Below are 18,208 nucleotides of genomic sequence, written 5' to 3' on the forward strand. Positions count from 1 at the left end.
GTTAATCGAATTTCCTTACAACTGGAACACGAATCGCTACAAATAGTACGAAGACGATAACGGCGATTGCACCGCTTTTCATAACGGTTACGATTGGAATTCCTATTGCAAGTGCAATGGATGTGAATGCATAAGAGAGCGGGATAAAGCCCATTGATGATAGCATAAGTAAACTCATTACACGCCCCATCATCTCTTCTTTTACAGTTGCTTGAATCATTGCCATAAGTGGAACGATCGCCATTGCGATTGTAATACCGTAAAACATACCAGCTAATAATGCCTGCCAAAGTACCGTACTAAAGTTAATGGATAAGAAGAATATACCAGACAGTAGCATCATGATAATGCAAAATAGGCCGCGTCTACGATTAATATTCTTTAAACCGACAATGACAGCGCCTATCGCCATTCCACCACCAACAGCAGCTTCTAAGTAACTGAACTGAAGTGAATCACCGTGCAGGACATTTTTAACGAAGAGCGGGAAACCGACTTGCATCGGACCGATTAAAAATAAGTTTAGAAAGGCGCTACAAATAAGGAAAGTTGAAAGGAATGGTGATTCCTTTACATATAAGATTCCTTCTTTAATAGAAGTAAACATGCCTTTGTCGGTATCTTTTTGCTCTGACATCGTAAATTGTATTTTTTGAACGAGTATGGCCGCAACGATCAGTAGTAAAATCGTAATCGAAAAGATTGTTTCATAGTTCGTAAATTTGATGAGAATTCCACCAAGTACAGGGCCCAAGATGACCGACGCTTGATTCGTCATTTGTGTAAGTGAATTTGCCTGCGTTAAGCGGCTTTTTTCTACAAGTTCTGGCAGAATAGATCCATCTGCGGACCAGAAAAAAGCATCAGCAAGTCCAAAGAATAAAGCGAATAAAGCAAATGTATATAGTGTTACATCACCGACGATGAACCATGTGAGAATGGTTGCGACAAGAATAGCTCGGATAATATTGGAGTAAAACATAATATTTTTTTTCGGGAATTTATCAGCTACAGCACCGCCGATAATCATAAAAATAAGCCTTGGAACACTAAGAGCTACGAAAACAACACCGAGTGAAGCCTCAAGGTTTAATGTTTTTGCTATGTACCACGTTTGTGAAAAAGTAAAAAAGGCTAAAGCAAAGCTTGAAAAAAGAGTAGCTGCCCAAAGGAAAAGGAAATTCGTATTTTTTAATAACGGTTTTCCGCTTCCTTCTAAAGCAGTTTTATTTTGTTGTAGTTCCTCCATATTGCTTCCTTTCTATGTGACAAATTTAAACAAAAAAACCTATTAACCATCGTTTTATACAGTTTCTAATATTTCTATACTGCACTTTCTCATTGTAGACAATAATAATGAATTTGCCCAGTAGCTATTTAACGACAAAAAAAGAAGATACCAAAGAGTATCTTCTTTAAGCTAATGCGATATAAATATCTACTTGCACATTATTTGGGTCTACCGCTTTTTCATCATACAGTTCGAAATCTGTTGTAAAAGCACGTTTGTTTTCTTGCGACCATTGCCAAATGTATTCCCAAGCTTCGCACACGACTTCAGAAACTGGGCCTTTTCTCGATGTAAATACCGCATATGTAGCGGCAGGTATTGTTAAAGTTGTCATATTTTCAGGAACGTCTTTTAATGAAGAAACGGGCATACCGATTGTAAATTTATATGTACCAGTTTCATCTGATTTGTAGTTTGAATAGAAAGCGAACGTTTCCTTTGTTTGTTGATTTGGGATGTGATGCATCATTTGTTCTTGGAAGTATTTGTTCCAAAGCCCTGGGATTTTTCCTTCAGTAGACGCCTCTTTTTCATTTGTCGTTGTAAGAGAAACACCGATTGCTTGGAAAGCTTCTTTTTTTACGATAATAGGTTCGTTAATCATGAAAATTCCTCCTTTTAAACAAGAACATTTGTTCTATTTTAGTGTAACATGTTTTTGGAGAAAAGTAGAGCTTTTTAGAAAGTGTTAATTTTTTGAGGAGATATAAAAGAAACCCTTTCATATGTGAAAAGGGTTCTTCGTAGTTCTATATTAAAACATACTGGAGCTATGCATTGGTTGAAGTTTTGCGTTTGGATCGAAGTAAGCTTTTGCATTGTTTACTGCTGTTGGTGCTTCACCAAAGCCGCAAGCAATGAGTTTTACTTTTCCTTCATATGTACAAATGTCACCAGCAGCGTAAATGCCAGGAATATTTGTTTCCATTTTCGAGTTCACGAGAATGCTGTTTTTTTGTATATCTAAGCCCCAGTTTTTTATTGGACCAAGAGAAGAAACGAAGCCGTAATTTACAATTACGTCATCAACATCGATGATAAGTTTTTCTTCTGTTTTTACGTGTTGAAGAACGACTTGTTCAATTTTATCATCACCAATAAGTTCAACTGGAACGTACGGTGTGCTTACTTCTGCACGAGAATTCATTAAGCTTTCGACGCTATGCTCATGTGCACGAAATTTATCACGGCGATGAACGATTGTAACTTTGTCAGCAATCGGTTCTAACATCATTGTCCAGTCTACCGCTGAGTCGCCGCCGCCAAATACAACAACACGCTTGCCAGCAAATTTATTCATATCATCAACGAAATAATGTAAGTTTTTCTTTTCGTATTTTGCGGTCCCCTCTAATTCTAAGCGGCGTGGCTGGAAAGCACCATTACCAGCAGTAATAATGACTGATTTAGAATAGTGAGTTTGTTTATTCGTAACAAGTTTAAATATACCGTCAGCTTGTTTCTCAAGCGTATCAACAGCTTCTTCTAAGCAAACTGTTGGATCAAATTTCTTCATTTGCTCTTTTAAGTTATCAACTAACTCTTGTGCACGCACTTTTGGGAATCCAGCTACATCATAAATGTATTTTTCAGGGTAGAGTGCGGATAATTGTCCTCCAAGTTGAGGTAAGCTTTCAATGATTTTTACACTTGCTTGTCTCATACCGCCATAAAATGCTGTGAAAAGTCCAGTTGGACCACCACCAATAATTGTTATGTCGTAAACTTTTTGATTTTCTGCCACTTTCATTCCCCCTATAGATGGAATTTTGATATTGATTTCATATATTGTTCATATGTACATGAAAATCCTGCAAATGATGATACTTTCAAATAAATGATAGCATATTTCAGTTCATAATACTTCTGAAAACGACTGAATTATAAGTAAGTTTCCGCATAGATGTTTTTTACATTGTATAAAATATACAGAAAGGAAAATACATGAAAAAAAGGCTGAAAAACCCTTGTAAACGCTATGTTATTTTAAAATATTGATAATTCGCTAGGTGCTTGAATTATGGAATAAAACCGACTAATATAGGGAAGTATTATGTTAAATTTCTATGACAAAATTCGTACGATTTTTTGACTGCGTTTTGTTACGATATAGAATGTGATAAATTCCACATTCTTGACAAATAGAGTTTTTAGTACTTGGTATTATTTTTCATTACTATTATATAAAGAAAAGGGTTGTGATTTGGTGAAGACTCCAAAAATCGTAGTTTTAGGTGCAGGTTATGGCGGGATGATTACGACTGTTCGTCTGCAAAAAGCATTATCTGTAAATGAAGCTGAAATTACGTTAGTAAACAACAACAGCTATCACTACCAAGCGACTTGGTTACATGAGAGTGCAGCTGGTACATTACAAGATGAAAAAATCTGTCTAGATATTCAAGACGTTATCGATACAAATAAAGTGAACTTTGTACAAGATACAGTAGTAGAAATTAAAGCTGCTGAAAAACGCATTATCTTAAAAGACGGCGAGTTAGAGTATGACTACTTAGTAATTGGTCTTGGTTTCGAATCAGAAACATTCGGAATTACAGGATTAAAAGAGCATGCATTCTCAATCGCTAACATTAATGCAACTCGTGAAATTCGTGAGCATATGGAAGCTAGTTTCGCTAAATATGCAACTGAAAAACGCGATGAGTTAGTAACAATCGTTGTTGGTGGTGCTGGATTTACTGGTATCGAGTACGTAGGTGAGCTTGCAAACCGTGTTCCTGAACTTTGCAAAGAGTACAATGTACCACGTGAAAAAGCACGTATCATCTGTGTAGAAGCTGCTCCAACAGCACTTCCAGGTTTCGATCCAGCGTTAGTAGAATACGCTGTAAAACAACTTGAGAAAAAAGGTGTAGAATTCCGCATCGGTACAGCAATTAAAGAAGCAACTGAAGAAGGTATTATCGTTGCGAATGGCGATGACACTGAATTAATTAAGTCTGAAACAGTAGTTTGGGCTGCAGGTGTTCGTGGTAATGGTATTGTGGAAGAGTCTGGCTTTGAAGCAATGCGCGGACGTGTAAAAGTCGATGAGTACATGCACGCTCCAGGATACGAAGATGTATTCATGGTTGGTGATGCAGCGTTAATCATTAACGAAGAAATTAACCGTCCATACCCACCAACAGCACAAATTGCAATTCAACAAGGTTACAACATTGCACATAACTTAACTGTGTTAGTTCGTGGTAAGGGCGAAATGAAAAAATTCGCATTCGACAATAAAGGATCTGTATGTTCTTTAGGTCATGACGATGCAATGGGCGTTGTTATGGGTAAAAAGTTAACAGGTTGGAAAGCTTCCTTCATGAAGAAAGTAATTGATAACCGTTACCTATTCTTATTAGGTGGACCTTTATTAGTTCTTAAAAAAGGTAAATTAAAGTTCTTTTAATATATAATAGAAAAAGCAGAAACGGCTAAGAGCTGTTTCTGCTTTTTTCATATTAAAAATATAGTATAATATATAAAAAGAAAGAATATTCTGTCCGTTCCGGTGGAGGAGGTTATTACATCATGGAGAAACGAGGGAAAGTGTGGTTAGCTGTTAGTGGTTTAGTAGCTACAAAAGATGGCAGGTGGCTATTTGTTAAGAAAAAATACAGTGGATTAAAGGGGAAATGGTCTTTGCCGGCTGGTTTTGTAAATGAAGGTGAGACGGTTGATGAAGCTGTGAAACGTGAAGTATTAGAAGAGACAGGTATTGTCGCTCATGTGAAGGGGATTATAGGTATTCGGTCGGGCGTTATTCGTAATGAAATTAGTGATAATATGATTATTTTCCTTTTGGAGCCTGAAGGGGAAAATATTATTGTACAGGAGAAGGAATTGTCTGAAGTAGCATTTTTACATCCAGAGACGATTGCTGACGATCCCAATACGTCTGTACTTATTAAATATTTGCTAGAAAGAAGATCAGAACTACATCTTGAAATGGACAAAACATTAAATCCAGGAGAGCAATTTGGTTATACAGCCTATCACGTATTTACGGCGCATGCGAAGGAGAGGGAGAAAGAGTGAGTATACCGGTACTACTTATTTCAATGATGTTATTCTTTATTTTGTTTTTTGGAATTGGATTTTTACTCAACATGATTTTGCGAGCTACATGGGTAATGGTTATTGTGTATCCGATTGTTTGTATGCTTATTATTAATAAAGCGAGTGTGTGGGATTATTTTTCAAAGCCGAAAGAAACATTTTCTTCATTTGGGACAAGTGTATCGCATTTAGGACAAGCCGATATGTTTATTTTATCTACTGGATTAGTAGGTGCTGCTTTGGCAGGAATCGTAATTAAGAAACTTCGAAAGAGTGGATATCAAATGTTTTAATCTCCAATCAATTTGAAGATTATTTTTTTGCATATTCCTTCATCGTATAGGGAATGATTAACGATGAAGGAGTGTGGAATATAAAAATGTTAAAACGATATTGTATTCGCATTATGATGACTTGTTTACTTGTATCCGCATTATGCGTAACATGGAAGGCTTTCACAGGAGTTTCTTTATTAGAGATTGTAAAGAAATATGAGGGAACGAGTGCAAAAGAAGTACATGCAGCAGAAGTTAAGAGAAATGTTGCTCCGAGTAAAGAAGTGATAAATGCTTTAGAGCAGGCAAACGACTGGTCTAAATATCGTTCAATTGAAATGACTGCAACTGGTTATACGTCAGGAGTGGAGTCAACTGGTAAGAGTCCAGGACATCCAGAGTATGGTATTACATATTCAGGTGTTAAAGCGAAAAGGGATTTATATTCTACAATCGCTGCGGATTTACGTGTATTCCCGATTGGAACGATTTTATTCGTGCCAGATTACGGATATGGGGTTGTCGCTGATAAGGGCGGTGCTATAAAAGGAAACCGTCTCGATTTATATTATGATACGGTGAAAGATGTTTATAGCCAATGGGGTAAGAAAAAAGTAAATGTATATGTAGTTAAGGTAGGAAATGGTAAGTTTACAGAAGAAGAGTTAACGATGTTAAATGAAGACGAAACGATGCAAGTGTTTCGTGGCCAATATTTAAAACAAAGATAGTCTAGTGGTAATTACGCTAGACTTTTTTATTTGATAATAGAAGAAAGATGGATCACCCCGCTATTTGTGGGCAGTAAAACCCCCACCTCAAAATTCAGCGAAAGCAAAGAAATTAGGCGGGGGGCGGGCTGCCCATAAAAGCCCGATTGGTGAAGGCTAATGATCAGTGGGGGATGAAGAAAAACACCACTGATTAAAGGTTCACTTTATATAGGATGTAACAGAAGTTAGAATTGTCGCATTTTATCGAAAATAAAGTTATAATAAAGGCAGAGTAGAGAAATTTAGGGGGTCTGAACATGTTTCAAGTACAAAAAGAATTAGCAGGTCATGAAGCGGTAATTGTTGCCTTATTTGAAGAAGAGAAAACGAGTAGTTTTGTACAAGAACTGGACAAAGCGTTTGAAGGGCAATTACAAGTTTTATTAGAAGAGAAAGAACTTTCTACTAAGAAGAAAGCTATTTCAAAAGTACATAGTTTAGGAAAAACAAATGTAAAACGCTATTACTTCGTCGGTTTAGGAAAGAAAGAATCTTATACGACAGAAACGTTACGTGCGGCTCTTGGTAAGGCGTTTAAAACGTTACAGGCAGCAAAAGTACAAGATGCAGCAATCTTACTTGATTCTTTCGTAACAGAGAAATTAGATGTGATTGATGTAGCTCATATAGCGGCAGAAGTACAAGGTCTTGGTACATATGAATTACAAACGTATAAATCAGATAAAAAGGATCGTGTAGAGTTAGAGAAGTTCACGGCTATTACAGCGGAAGATGCACAGGAAATTGAAGCTGCATTAACAGTTGGCTACGTGCATGGACGCGCAACAAATTCGGCTCGTACACTTGTAAATATGCCGCCAAACGTATTAACAGCGACGAAGCTTGCTGAGTATGCTGTTGAGTTAGCGGAAAAGTATGATATGGATTATAAAGTTCTTGAGAAAGAAGAGATGGAAGATCTTGGTATGGGTGCGTTACTTGCAGTAAACCAAGGTAGTACAGAGCCGCCAAAAATGATTGCTCTTATTTATAAAGGAAAAGAAGAGTGGACAGATGTCATTGGATTTGTTGGAAAAGGAATCACATACGATACAGGTGGTTATTCTTTAAAACCACGTGAAGGCATGGTCGGTATGAAAGGTGATATGGGCGGTGCTGCTGCTGTATTAGGTGCGATGGAAATTATCGGTGAACTTCGCCCAGAGCAAAATGTGATCGCTGTTATTCCATCAACTGATAACGTTGTAAGTGGTACAGCATTTAAGCCAGACGATGTAATTACATCTATGAGCGGAAAAACAATTGAAGTATTAAATACAGATGCAGAAGGTCGCCTTGCGTTAGCGGACGGTATTACGTATGCGAAAAAACTAGGTGCAAACTACCTTATTGATGTTGCGACATTAACAGGCGGTGTAATTGTTGCACTTGGAAATCATACGACAGGCGCAATGACAAACAATGAAGAGTTGTTTGAGCAAGTGCTAGAAGCTTCAATGGAAACGGATGAATCAATTTGGCAATTACCAATTTTTGATCGTGATAAAGAACGCGTTCGAAATAGTAAGTTTGCTGATTTAAATAACTCACCAGGCCGTGAAGGACATGCGGTTATGGCAGGTACATTCCTAGGTGAATTTGCTGAAGATACACCGTGGGTACACTTAGATATCGCTGGAACATCTGAAACATCAGGAGCACATGATTTAGGGCCGGCCGGGGCGACAGGTGCAATGGTACGTACACTTGCAACACTTGTTGAGCGTTTCGGGGAAGAATAATTTTTGAAGAAAAGACTGTCTCAAACATTTGAGGCAGTCTTTTCTTATTGATATGGTACGAGTGTGATCAGTTTTTGTCGGTAAGTCGATACAACTTCATTTACTATTATGCTGTTTAAAAACGTGTGGCATAGTGAAAGGCTCGTCTTATAAAGAAATCGTATATAACGTCCCGCTTAAAGCAAAGGAAGTACGTCCGGTTTCTTCAGAGACAACTAAAATAAGTGCGTCACTTTTTTCTGATAAGCCAATTGCAGCTCTGTGACGTGTTCCTAGTTCAGGATCAACTTCCATACTTTTCGTTAACGGAAGAATATTAGCTGCTGAAACAATATGATTATTTTTAACGAGAACGGCTCCGTCATGAAGAGGATTACCTGGATAAAAAATTGATTCGAGTAACGGTGCAGTTAAATGAGCGTTTAATGTTGTGCCAGTTTGAATACAAGATTCAAGCGTCTCGTTTCGTTCCACAACGATAAGAGCACCGTGTTTGCGGGCACTTAAATGTTGGACAGCAGTTGTGATAAAATGTGAGCTTTCTGTATAAGGTGATAAATACGCCTGAATATAGTATGTAGCTGCCAATGTTTGTACATTTGCCAACATATGATGAATCTCTTCCATTTTACATAAAATACATTCATCTTCTTTATCAATCGCTTGCCTCATAATAGATAATTCTTTTTCAGCGCTTTCAATCATTTGCTTTGTTTGTATTTTGAGCTCTTCGGACAAGCCCCATTCTTGCATAATCCTCATTCCCTTTGGTGGAGTATTTAACCATAGTGTATACAAATATTCCTAGTAAAATCCTGCTATATTTTATAAAATATTGAGATACAGGTTGTTTTTTTCATATAATAAAGGTATGACAAGCGGGAGGAGATAGAGATATGAATTGGAAACAAGAATTTAGTCGTTGGCTTTCATATGCAGAATTAGACGTAGAATTAAAAGAACAGCTAGAAAACATGAAGCAAGATGAGAAGAAAATTGAGGATAGCTTTTATAAAAATTTAGAGTTCGGTACAGGTGGTATGCGTGGTGAACTTGGTGCTGGTACGAACCGATTAAATGTATATACAGTTCGTAAAGCGACACAAGGATTAGCGAAATTTATTGAAAAATTAGGTGAAGAAGCAAAGGAACGTGGTGTTGTTGTAGCATATGATTCTCGTCATAAATCACCTGAATTTGCAATGGAAGTAGCTGCAACACTTGGTGCACATGGTATTAAAACATATGTATTTGAAAGCTTACGCCCAACGCCGGTGCTTTCTTTCGCAGTTCGTCATTTACATACAGTAAGTGGAATCGTTCTTACGGCAAGCCATAATCCGCCTGAATATAATGGTTATAAAGTATATGGTGACGATGGTGGACAGTTGCCTCCAAAAGAAGCTGATGAGTTAATTAGTTACGTAAATGCAGTAGAAGATGAATTAACAGTTGAAGTAGCTGATGTAGAGCAATTAAAAGCTGACGGTTTATTACATATTATTGGACAAGAAGTAGATGATGCATATGCTGCAGAATTGAACGATGTCATTATTAATAAAGAAATGGTACAAAAGGTAGGGAAAGACTTAAAAATCGTCTTTACACCATTACACGGAACATCAAATCTTTCTGTACGCCGTGGTTTAGAGGAAGTTGGATTTACAGATGTAACGGTTGTAAAAGAGCAAGAGTTACCAGATCCAAACTTCTCTACAGTAAAATCACCGAACCCAGAAGAGCATGCAGCGTTTGAATATGCAATTCGTGACGGTGAAAAAATTGGTGCAGATGTGCTAATCGCAACAGACCCTGATGCAGACCGTCTAGGTGTAGCAGTTCGTAATCATGATGGTGAGTTCCAAGTATTAACTGGTAACCAAACAGGTGCATTAATGCTTGATTACTTACTATCTCAAAAGAAAGAAAACGGAACGCTTCCAGAGAACGGTGTTGTATTAAAAACAATCGTAACGTCTGAAATTGGTCGTACAATTGCAAAAGCATACGGTTTAGATACAGTTGATACGTTAACGGGATTTAAATTTATTGGTGAGAAAATTAAACAGTATGAAGAAAGCGGACAATATGAATTCCAATTCGGTTATGAGGAAAGCTATGGTTATTTAATCCGTCCATTCTGCCGTGATAAAGATGCGGTACAGTCTGTTTTATTTGCATGTGAAGTAGCTGCACACTACAAATCACAAGATAAAACGTTATATAATGGTTTATTAGAAGTATTTGAGAAGTACGGTTTCTTCCGTGAAGATCTTGTGTCATTAACGTTAAAAGGGAAAGATGGAGCGGAACAAATTCAAGAGATGATGGCGACATTCCGTGAAAATCCTCCGAAAGAAGTAGCAGGCTTAACAGTTGTAGCGGTTGAAGACTATAAAGCAAGCATCGTTACATCTTTACAAGATGGACATAAAGAAGAGATTCACTTACCGAAATCAAATGTGTTAAAATATCAATTAGAAGATGGTTCTTGGTTCTGCTTACGTCCATCTGGAACAGAGCCGAAAATCAAGTTTTACTTTGGTGTAAAAGATAATTCTTTACAAAATAGTGAACAAAAGTTACTTACTATTAAAGAAGATATTATGAATCGTTTATAATATAAATTAATTTTAGGTAGTCAGAACAAAAGGGAAGCAAAACTTCCCTTTTGTTCTATGTAAGGAAATAATCGTTATTGATCCTGACAGAAGAGAGGGTATTTTGTTATGAAAAAAGTAAGAAAAGCGATAATCCCAGCAGCTGGATTAGGAACACGTTTTTTACCAGCTACAAAAGCAATGCCAAAAGAAATGTTACCGATAGTAGATAAACCAACTATTCAATATATTGTCGAAGAAGCAATACAATCAGGAATCGAAGATATTATTATCGTTACTGGTAAAACAAAGCGATCTATTGAAGATCATTTTGATAATGCATTTGAATTAGAGCAAAATTTATTAGAAAAGAAAAAGTATGAGTTACTTGAAAAAGTACAGGCTTCTTCAAAAATGGTAGACATTCATTATATCCGTCAAAAAGAACCAAGAGGATTAGGACACGCAGTTTGGTGTGCACGTAAATTCATCGGTGATGAGCCATTTGCTGTTTTATTAGGTGATGATATCGTTCAAGCTGAAAAACCATGTTTACGTCAGTTAATGGACGAATATGATAAAACACTTTCTTCTGTTATTGGTGTACAAACGGTTCCAGAAGATGAAACACATCGCTATGGAATTATCGACCCATTAGAGCAGGAAGGACGTCGTTACCAAGTTCGTAATTTCGTTGAGAAACCAGCAGCAGGTACAGCACCATCAAACTTAGCAATTATGGGACGTTACGTCTTAACGCCTGAAATTTTCATGTTCTTAGAACAGCAAAATGTCGGTGCTGGCGGTGAAATTCAGTTAACAGATGCAATTCAAAACTTAAATGAAATTCAACGAGTATTTGCTTACGACTTCGAAGGAAAACGCTACGATGTTGGTGAAAAGTTAGGATTCGTTCAAACGACAATTGAAATGGCCCTGCAACACCCAGAATTACGTGGTGACATGGTTACAATGATGAAGAGAATTTTAGAAGAACAAACGAATCAAGAGTCTTAATATAAAAAAAGAGTTATTTCAGTGTACTGAAATAACTCTTTTTTATTAAGAAATCGTCGAATGAGAACGTTGATAAGCAGAACGGCGTACAGCATAGTATATGCGAGGTGCGATAATAGCACCGATAATTGTAAATGCAATATCTTTTACTGCAAACCACATCATAATCATCCAGGCAGCTTTATAACTCATATTACCGCCCATGAAGAGATTGACCGCCCCGTACATGTAAGTAGTACCGATAATATAAGTTAAAATGATTCCTGTGAAAGAAGCGATAGCAAATGTACTGAATGTTGGTCTTTCTTTTTGTTCTACTATTTTTCCTGATACGTAAGCAACGATAATAAATGCGATAATAAAACCACCAGTAGGATCTAAAAGTGCTCCGAATCCGGCTTTGAAGTTAGCGAAGATTGGTGCGCCGGCTACGCCAACTAGCATATACACAGTCATTGATAATGCACCAAGTCTACTTCCAAGAAGAAGGCCTGCTAAAATTGCGAAAAATGGTTGCATAGATAACGGAACGCCCGCTATTTGCAGGAATGGCGCCCAAGATACAATGTTTGCACCAATGGCCATAAGAGCAACAAACATGGCAGCTAATGCTAAATCTAAAACATGAAATCTTCTCATAATGTTAACCTCCTGTTGTTTTTAGGTTAACATTATCGTAGCGAAAATATTTACTTGTTGTCAATCAAATTATTTTGATAAGAAGGCTTCAAATAGTCTCTTAGCAACGTATACGGAATACGAAATTGTGGAATGCCACTTGAATAAGGAGCGATCTCATATAAAGGGAAATAAATAACGAGATTGTTTGGTTCTAAAAAGAAGTGAAACTTTTTAGCACTCATTACTTTTTCCGTTGCATCAGGAAAATAAATACTTTCATTTTGTTTAATTTGCCTTACAATTTCTGCACGGATTACTTCTTTATATTTATCTTCTTGTTGAAATAAATCGTCTAAGCGTAGTAATTTTTTTTCATTTAAATCAAATGTGTTTGCTTTCCACGTATAAAGGCCGTGTGCCCCGCCCGTATATTGATAGTAATTCACATATAGGCTGAGAAAAGGTGGTTTATTTAAGGAGATTTTATAATCAACATTCGCCACGTACGGATGGAAGGGTGTACTAGACCCTTCTGTTTCTTTATAATATTTTTTTGCTTCTTTTTCTAATTTTTTTTTAAATTTGTCAGTAGATTTTTTGTAATAGAAATTGAGCTTATTTTGAAATTTAGAATCGGAAAAATTGTGAAAAGAAGGCCTACTAATTTGATATTCTATATAAGGTTTCTTACCTTTTTGCGTTATAGTCTGAACATCGATTGTCAGGTTAGATGCTTTGGCTGCCATTGCACAATTTGGTACAATAGTCAGCAAGGAGAACATGAGCAATAGTATACAAAGTTTCTGTTTCATTGTGGTGAAACCTCCTTATATAAGTGTTATAGGTAGTTTGAAAATAAATAGGTAAAATTATACATTTAATTAAAGAGAGAAGGCGAAAACGATATGGCAAAAACTTTAATGGACTCACTTGGAATTGAGTTGTTAGAAATGACAGAAGATAAAGTAGTTGCTACGATGCCTGTTGACGAGCGTACGCATCAGCCGTTTGGATTTTTACATGGTGGTGCTTCTATAGCGTTAGCGGAAACAGTAGCAAGTGTTGGATCATATAATTTAATTGATCAAGAGAAATGTATTTGCTTCGGTCTAGAAATTAATGCAAATCATATTCGCTCAAAGAAAGATGGAATCGTAACAGCAATCGGGACACCGATACATAGAGGACATTCAACGATGGTTTGGGATATTCGTATCATTGATGAAAATGATGATTTAATATGTATTTCAAGATGTACAGTAGCAATTAAAGAAAAACGTGAAAAATAAAAAAGAGGCAGCTCTCATGAGCAGCCTCTTTTTTTATAATTAGAACTGGATTTTCTTTTCTAAGAAACCTTTTAGTTCGCTAATTGGCATACGAACTTGTTCCATTGTGTCACGGTCACGTACTGTAACAGCTTTGTCTTCAACAGAGTCGAAGTCGTATGTGATACAGAATGGTGTACCGATTTCGTCTTGACGACGGTAACGTTTACCGATAGAACCAGTTTCATCAAAGTCTACCATGAAGTCTTTAGCTAGTTCTGCGAATACTTCAGTAGCACCTTCAGATAGCTTTTTAGATAATGGTAAGATTGCTGCTTTGTATGGTGCTAAAGCAGGGTGGAAACGAAGAACTGTACGAGAATCGTTTTCTAATTGCTCTTCTTCATATGCATCGCATAAGAACGCTAATGTTACACGGTCTGCGCCTAAAGATGGCTCGATGCAGTATGGTACGTAACGCTCGTTCGTTTGTGGATCGATATAGTTAAAGTCTTCGTTAGAGTGTTCCATGTGACGTTTTAAATCGAAGTCTGTACGAGATGCAACGCCCCATAGTTCGCCCCAACCGAATGGGAATTTGAATTCAATGTCAGTTGTTGCGTTACTGTAGTGAGATAGCTCTTCCTCACCGTGGTCACGAAGACGCATGCTCTCTTCATGCATACCAAGTGAAAGTAACCAGTTTTTACAAGTTTCACGCCAGAATGCGAACCACTCTAAATCTTCACCAGGCTTACAGAAGAATTCAAGTTCCATTTGTTCGAATTCACGTGTACGGAATGTGAAGTTACCAGGCGTGATTTCGTTACGGAAACTCTTACCAATTTGGCCAATACCAAATGGAAGTTTTTTACGCATAGAGCGTTGTACGTTTTTGAAGTTTACGAAAATACCTTGTGCTGTTTCAGGACGAAGGAAGATTTCGTTTGTGCTAGACTCTGTAACACCTTGGAATGTTTTGAACATTAAGTTGAACTGACGAATTTCAGTGAACTCTTCACTACCACAATCAGGACATTTTACTTCATGTTCTTTCATTAAGTCAGCCATTTGGTCGAAAGTAAGACCGTCAACAACCATTTCAATGCCTTTTGCATCTAATGCATCTTCAATTAATTTGTCAGCACGGTGACGCGCTTTACATTTTTTACAGTCGATCATTGGATCGTTGAAGTTACCAACGTGACCAGAAGCGATCCAAGTTTTTGGGTTCATTAAAATAGCTGCATCTAAACCAACGTTGTGTGGAGATTCTTGAATGAATTTTTTCCACCAAGCTTTTTTAACGTTATTTTTTAATTCGATTCCAAGTGGACCGTAATCCCAAGTGTTTGCAAGACCACCGTAAATTTCAGAACCAGGGAAAACAAAACCGCGATGTTTCGCTAAGTTTACAACTTGTTCCATTGAATACATAATAAAATCCTCCTTTTGAAAGTTAACGTATTGGCGATGACGTGCTCTGGTACTTGTGAAATGAGCAGTATATGCTTTGAAAAACATAAAAAAACGCTCATCCCAAGGCATATTTGCCTAGGGACGAGCGTTTGCCCGCGGTTCCACCCTAGTTGATACACAAAAGGTGCATCCACTTTATCATGTAATGCTCGAGACTGCCGTTTCCTTGCGTCTTCAGGCTTTCACTATCCCTGAATCGCTTTTTGTGCAAGTACTTATAAGTCCGTCATCGCTACTTATATTAATAATAATGAACATATTCTAACACGTTCTTTTTTAAATCTCAATAGAGGAACGCGTCTATCTATGATAGAGTCTCGCCTATTTTTTCGTTATTTATTCCGTAATTTTGTTTAATATGCTTAATTGCTTCACGTTTACTGAGCGGGGCAAGCTCGTTATTTTGCACGTATTCCCAAACGATATCAGGCTTTGTTTTTGCATACTCGCGAAGAACCCAGCCGATCGCTTTTTGAATGAAAAATTCTTTTGAAGAATGTAGTTGTCCAATAGTCCAGAAAAGAAGTTCTTCATCCATCTTTTGTTTATATTTTAGTTGGAATAAAATAGCGGCACGTTGTAACCATATGTTATCTGATGCAATCCATTTTGGAATATATGCAGAAATTAATTCGGGATGTTGTAAAAAGATAGTACCTAAAAATGTAGGGACGATGCTATCAACAGAATCCCACCAAGATTTCGTAACAATAAGTTCTTCTAAAAATGGGATATGAGTTTCGTTTATATGCTTTTTATATTTTTGCATAATATCAAGTGCGGCAGCTTGATATTCACGTTCTGGTAAGTTCCAAAGTTCACGTACGATAACTTGGAAGTCTTTTTTATCTGGGAGAGTATGTATTTGAATGACGTCTTTTAATAATTGGCGTCTTTCCGGTGTTTGAATACCTAGAAATGGGAAGTGATTTTTCATATAACGAGCCATTGGTTCTGCTTTTTCAGGATTTTGATGAGCTGTAAAATGCTCTTGTAATGCTTGTACAAATGGATGCATAAGTGTTTCTCCTCTCTTATTACCTTTCTTCTCTTATTATACAAAGAGTTTGGTTAAATTTTAAAACATAACTTGCAATGTAATGAAATATGTTGAAAAGAGAGGGGAGAGGATAAGATGGAAGATCAGAGCGTACTAGCAGGTTTCTTTGCTCTTAGTTTTGCGTTTATTCTTGTTATAATAATTTGGGCAATTATTTCGTATTTGTTAACGGCTTTTGCACTTTATACAATGGCAAAAAATGATGGTGCAACTGATGGGGTTCTTGCGTTTATTCCATTTTTGAATAGTAAGACGTGGGGTGACTTGGCGAAGGATAAATTACCAGATTTCTTGAAAGAAGAGGCAGGGTGGAAAGTATTCGGTATATATGTCGCATGTTTCATCTTTAACTTCGTACCAATTATAAGTTTACTAGCAACAGCCGTATCGATTGTGCTGTCCATTTATCTCATTTATGCTATTTTAGACAGATATGGAACGAACTCTATACTATTTACGATTATTCATGTAATCACATTTTCGGTTTTCTTGCCGATTCATTTATTCATTATCCGAAATGAGCCGGTAAGATATAACGAGTAGATATATGCGGGGAGCTGTTTCGAAGCTATTTTGGAACAGCTCTTTGTTGGTTAATTGATATTTCGTTGACCAAGAAAAAAGGGCTGCCACATAGGACAGCCCTTTTTCTACTACATAAGATAGCGTAAATAAATGTAAATATGAGAAATGATTAATGAAACAATCATAATTGGGAAGCCGACTTTAAGGAATTCCATGTAGCTAAATTTATGTCCTTCACGACTTGCGATTCCGGCTACGATTACGTTAGCAGAAGCCCCGATTAAAGTTCCGTTTCCACCTAGGCAAGCACCTAATGCTAATGCCCACCATAATACGTCGATTTGTGCGTCAGAAGGTGATAAACCTAGCCCAACTGCCATATCGTTAATAAGTGGAATCATTGTTGCAACGAATGGAATGTTATCGATTGTTGCAGAGGCGATACCAGATACCCATAGAATAAGGATAGATGCATGAGAAATATCTCCGCCTGTTATTCCGACTACCTTTTGAGCTAACATTTTGATAAGACCGATATCGATAAGTCCTCCAACGAGTACGAATAGTCCCGCGAAGAAGAAAATCGTCACCCATTCTACGCTTGCGAATACTTCTTCAATTTCATGTTCTTTCACACCGATTAGCATAAGTACAGTAGCACCAGTCAAGGCGATAATAGCTGCATCAACATGGAAAATGGAATGAGTCATGAAACCTACAATTGTAAGTCCAAGTACTGTTAAAGATTTTTTCATTAATACTGGATCTTTAATGTATTGTTTTTCATCTAAGCTCATTAATTTTTTAACTTGTACAGGATCAGCAATTAATTGTTTACGGTACATGAAGTAAAGTATTGTTGCTGTAACTGCAATAATAATAATTACGATTGGTGCTAGATTCAGTAAGAAAGCATTGAAGTCTAGGTGCTTATTTGCAGAACCAATCATAATATTTGGCGGATCACCAATTAATGTTGCTGTTCCCCCAATGTTTGAAAAAATAATTTCAGAAAGTAAATAAGGAACAGGATTTACTTGCAAGATGCGCGTAATAGATAAAGTAACTGGAACAACAAGAAGTACAGTTGTAACGTTATCTAAAAATGCGGAGCCAAGCGCGGTAAGTAGGGAAAGGGAAATTAAAATTTTAATTGGATTTCCTTGTGCCCCTTTTGCTGCTTTAATGGCAACGTATTGGAAAACACCTGATTTACTCGTAATGTTCACCAAAATCATCATACCGATGAGTAGCGTAATCGTTCCCCATTCAATATGTTTCGTAAAGGCGTTATGTAAATCGACGACCCCCACAATTACCATGAGTGCTGCACCAAGAAGTGCGATGACAGCGCGATTAATTTTTTCAGAAATAATAATGGCATATGTAATTAAAAAGACTGCGATAGCAAAATAATACTGCCAGTTAGCGAGTTCTTGCGTTGTTTCGTGCAAAAATCTCATCTCCTTTCATTCATTTTTCTTAGTGTGTC

Annotated in this window: 18 protein-coding genes; 9 read left to right on the forward strand and 9 right to left on the reverse strand. The window is 37.0% G+C overall.

The window, feature by feature from the left end:
* Position 1: 1 nt before the first annotated feature.
* The 3 genes from ACS2MN_RS21350 to ACS2MN_RS21360 all read right to left on the reverse strand — a co-directional run bounded on the left by ACS2MN_RS21350 (position 2) and on the right by ACS2MN_RS21360 (position 3,035).
* Complete coding sequence (locus ACS2MN_RS21350) at positions 2–1,249, reverse strand: MFS transporter (RefSeq protein WP_000391933.1); 1,248 nt, start codon at positions 1,247–1,249, stop codon at positions 2–4.
* Positions 1,250–1,415: 166 nt separating this feature from the next.
* Positions 1,416–1,895: a GyrI-like domain-containing protein gene (locus ACS2MN_RS21355; protein ID WP_000606666.1), complete on the reverse strand. Its 480-nt coding sequence runs from the start codon at positions 1,893–1,895 to the stop codon at positions 1,416–1,418.
* 150 nt (positions 1,896–2,045) lie between these two features.
* Positions 2,046–3,035 carry an NAD(P)/FAD-dependent oxidoreductase gene (locus tag ACS2MN_RS21360; protein WP_000829781.1) on the reverse strand — a complete coding sequence of 330 codons (990 nt, stop codon included), beginning with the start codon at positions 3,033–3,035 and terminating at the stop codon, positions 2,046–2,048.
* A 462-nt stretch (positions 3,036–3,497) separates the two neighbouring features.
* Between ACS2MN_RS21360 and ACS2MN_RS21365 the strand changes: the two genes are divergently transcribed.
* The 5 genes from ACS2MN_RS21365 (at position 3,498) to pepA (ending at position 8,146) form a co-directional block, all read left to right on the forward strand.
* Positions 3,498–4,706, forward strand: a complete 1,209-nt coding sequence (locus ACS2MN_RS21365) for an NAD(P)/FAD-dependent oxidoreductase (RefSeq protein WP_000856606.1) — start codon at positions 3,498–3,500, stop codon at positions 4,704–4,706.
* A 122-nt stretch (positions 4,707–4,828) separates the two neighbouring features.
* Entirely contained in the window at positions 4,829–5,335 is a 507-nt protein-coding gene (locus ACS2MN_RS21370) for an NUDIX hydrolase (RefSeq protein WP_000415305.1), read from the forward strand.
* Positions 5,332–5,649, forward strand: coding sequence for a YuiB family protein (locus ACS2MN_RS21375; protein WP_000027018.1), 318 nt, complete (start codon positions 5,332–5,334; stop codon positions 5,647–5,649). Before ACS2MN_RS21370 ends, ACS2MN_RS21375 begins: the two co-directional genes overlap by 4 nt.
* A gap of 86 nt (positions 5,650–5,735) precedes the next feature.
* The gene (locus tag ACS2MN_RS21380) at positions 5,736–6,362 is read left to right on the forward strand and encodes a 3D domain-containing protein (protein ID WP_000920107.1); all 627 of its coding nucleotides are present in this window, start codon (positions 5,736–5,738) and stop codon (positions 6,360–6,362) included.
* A gap of 299 nt (positions 6,363–6,661) precedes the next feature.
* Positions 6,662–8,146, forward strand: a complete 1,485-nt coding sequence (pepA, locus tag ACS2MN_RS21385; protein WP_000487961.1) for a cytosol aminopeptidase — start codon at positions 6,662–6,664, stop codon at positions 8,144–8,146.
* 147 nt (positions 8,147–8,293) lie between these two features.
* Here pepA and cdaS read toward each other — a convergent pair whose 3' ends face one another.
* Positions 8,294–8,899 (reverse strand): sporulation-specific diadenylate cyclase CdaS, encoded by a 606-nt coding sequence (gene cdaS, locus ACS2MN_RS21390; protein WP_001158744.1) that lies wholly within the window; start codon positions 8,897–8,899, stop codon positions 8,294–8,296.
* A gap of 143 nt (positions 8,900–9,042) precedes the next feature.
* Between cdaS and ACS2MN_RS21395 the strand changes: the two genes are divergently transcribed.
* Positions 9,043–10,767: a phospho-sugar mutase gene (locus ACS2MN_RS21395; RefSeq protein ID WP_346994806.1), complete on the forward strand. Its 1,725-nt coding sequence runs from the start codon at positions 9,043–9,045 to the stop codon at positions 10,765–10,767.
* A 108-nt stretch (positions 10,768–10,875) separates the two neighbouring features.
* A complete protein-coding gene (gene galU, locus ACS2MN_RS21400) occupies positions 10,876–11,763 on the forward strand; it encodes a UTP--glucose-1-phosphate uridylyltransferase GalU (RefSeq protein WP_000757818.1) in 888 nt (295 codons plus the stop codon).
* A 45-nt stretch (positions 11,764–11,808) separates the two neighbouring features.
* On the opposite strand, the gene ACS2MN_RS21405 is transcribed toward galU, so the two are convergent.
* On the reverse strand, positions 11,809–12,402 hold the full coding sequence (locus ACS2MN_RS21405; protein WP_001252145.1) for a biotin transporter BioY: 594 nt from the start codon (positions 12,400–12,402) through the stop codon (positions 11,809–11,811).
* A 50-nt stretch (positions 12,403–12,452) separates the two neighbouring features.
* Complete coding sequence (locus ACS2MN_RS21410; protein WP_000810655.1) at positions 12,453–13,196, reverse strand: DUF3298 and DUF4163 domain-containing protein; 744 nt, start codon at positions 13,194–13,196, stop codon at positions 12,453–12,455.
* 93 nt (positions 13,197–13,289) lie between these two features.
* Here ACS2MN_RS21410 and ACS2MN_RS21415 point away from each other — a divergent pair, with 93 nt between their 5' ends.
* Positions 13,290–13,673 carry a hotdog fold thioesterase gene (locus ACS2MN_RS21415; RefSeq protein WP_001140604.1) on the forward strand — a complete coding sequence of 128 codons (384 nt, stop codon included), beginning with the start codon at positions 13,290–13,292 and terminating at the stop codon, positions 13,671–13,673.
* 39 nt (positions 13,674–13,712) lie between these two features.
* Here ACS2MN_RS21415 and ACS2MN_RS21420 read toward each other — a convergent pair whose 3' ends face one another.
* On the reverse strand, positions 13,713–15,089 hold the full coding sequence (locus ACS2MN_RS21420; RefSeq protein ID WP_000287143.1) for a glycine--tRNA ligase: 1,377 nt from the start codon (positions 15,087–15,089) through the stop codon (positions 13,713–13,715).
* A 346-nt stretch (positions 15,090–15,435) separates the two neighbouring features.
* Positions 15,436–16,149, reverse strand: a complete 714-nt coding sequence (locus ACS2MN_RS21425) for a DNA alkylation repair protein (RefSeq protein ID WP_000553337.1) — start codon at positions 16,147–16,149, stop codon at positions 15,436–15,438.
* A gap of 117 nt (positions 16,150–16,266) precedes the next feature.
* On the opposite strand from ACS2MN_RS21425, the gene ACS2MN_RS21430 reads away from it, so the two are divergent.
* Positions 16,267–16,734, forward strand: coding sequence for a hypothetical protein (locus ACS2MN_RS21430; RefSeq protein ID WP_000390112.1), 468 nt, complete (start codon positions 16,267–16,269; stop codon positions 16,732–16,734).
* Positions 16,735–16,844: 110 nt separating this feature from the next.
* Here ACS2MN_RS21430 and ACS2MN_RS21435 read toward each other — a convergent pair whose 3' ends face one another.
* Positions 16,845–18,170: an ArsB/NhaD family transporter gene (locus tag ACS2MN_RS21435; RefSeq protein ID WP_000545233.1), complete on the reverse strand. Its 1,326-nt coding sequence runs from the start codon at positions 18,168–18,170 to the stop codon at positions 16,845–16,847.
* Positions 18,171–18,208 lie beyond the last annotated feature (38 nt).

The organism is Bacillus cereus group sp. BceL062 (assembly GCF_051780025.1).
Classification (GTDB): Bacteria; Bacillota; Bacilli; order Bacillales; family Bacillaceae_G; genus Bacillus_A; species Bacillus_A toyonensis.

Bases quoted from the DNA above. Each gene is read 5' to 3' on its own strand.
- ACS2MN_RS21405 (WP_001252145.1), bottom strand. From the start codon at position 12,402: ATGAGAAGATTTCATGTTTTAGATTTAGCATTAGCTGCCATGTTTGTT.
- cdaS (WP_001158744.1), bottom strand. From the start codon at position 8,899: ATGCAAGAATGGGGCTTGTCCGAAGAGCTCAAAATACAAACAAAGCAA.
- ACS2MN_RS21425 (WP_000553337.1), bottom strand. From the start codon at position 16,149: ATGCATCCATTTGTACAAGCATTACAAGAGCATTTTACAGCTCATCAA.
- ACS2MN_RS21370 (WP_000415305.1), top strand. From the start codon at position 4,829: ATGGAGAAACGAGGGAAAGTGTGGTTAGCTGTTAGTGGTTTAGTAGCT.
- ACS2MN_RS21350 (WP_000391933.1), bottom strand. From the start codon at position 1,249: ATGGAGGAACTACAACAAAATAAAACTGCTTTAGAAGGAAGCGGAAAA.
- ACS2MN_RS21355 (WP_000606666.1), bottom strand. From the start codon at position 1,895: ATGATTAACGAACCTATTATCGTAAAAAAAGAAGCTTTCCAAGCAATC.
- pepA (WP_000487961.1), top strand. From the start codon at position 6,662: ATGTTTCAAGTACAAAAAGAATTAGCAGGTCATGAAGCGGTAATTGTT.
- ACS2MN_RS21415 (WP_001140604.1), top strand. From the start codon at position 13,290: ATGGCAAAAACTTTAATGGACTCACTTGGAATTGAGTTGTTAGAAATG.
- galU (WP_000757818.1), top strand. From the start codon at position 10,876: ATGAAAAAAGTAAGAAAAGCGATAATCCCAGCAGCTGGATTAGGAACA.
- ACS2MN_RS21420 (WP_000287143.1), bottom strand. From the start codon at position 15,089: ATGTATTCAATGGAACAAGTTGTAAACTTAGCGAAACATCGCGGTTTT.
- ACS2MN_RS21410 (WP_000810655.1), bottom strand. From the start codon at position 13,196: ATGAAACAGAAACTTTGTATACTATTGCTCATGTTCTCCTTGCTGACT.
- ACS2MN_RS21430 (WP_000390112.1), top strand. From the start codon at position 16,267: ATGGAAGATCAGAGCGTACTAGCAGGTTTCTTTGCTCTTAGTTTTGCG.
- ACS2MN_RS21395 (WP_346994806.1), top strand. From the start codon at position 9,043: ATGAATTGGAAACAAGAATTTAGTCGTTGGCTTTCATATGCAGAATTA.
- ACS2MN_RS21380 (WP_000920107.1), top strand. From the start codon at position 5,736: ATGTTAAAACGATATTGTATTCGCATTATGATGACTTGTTTACTTGTA.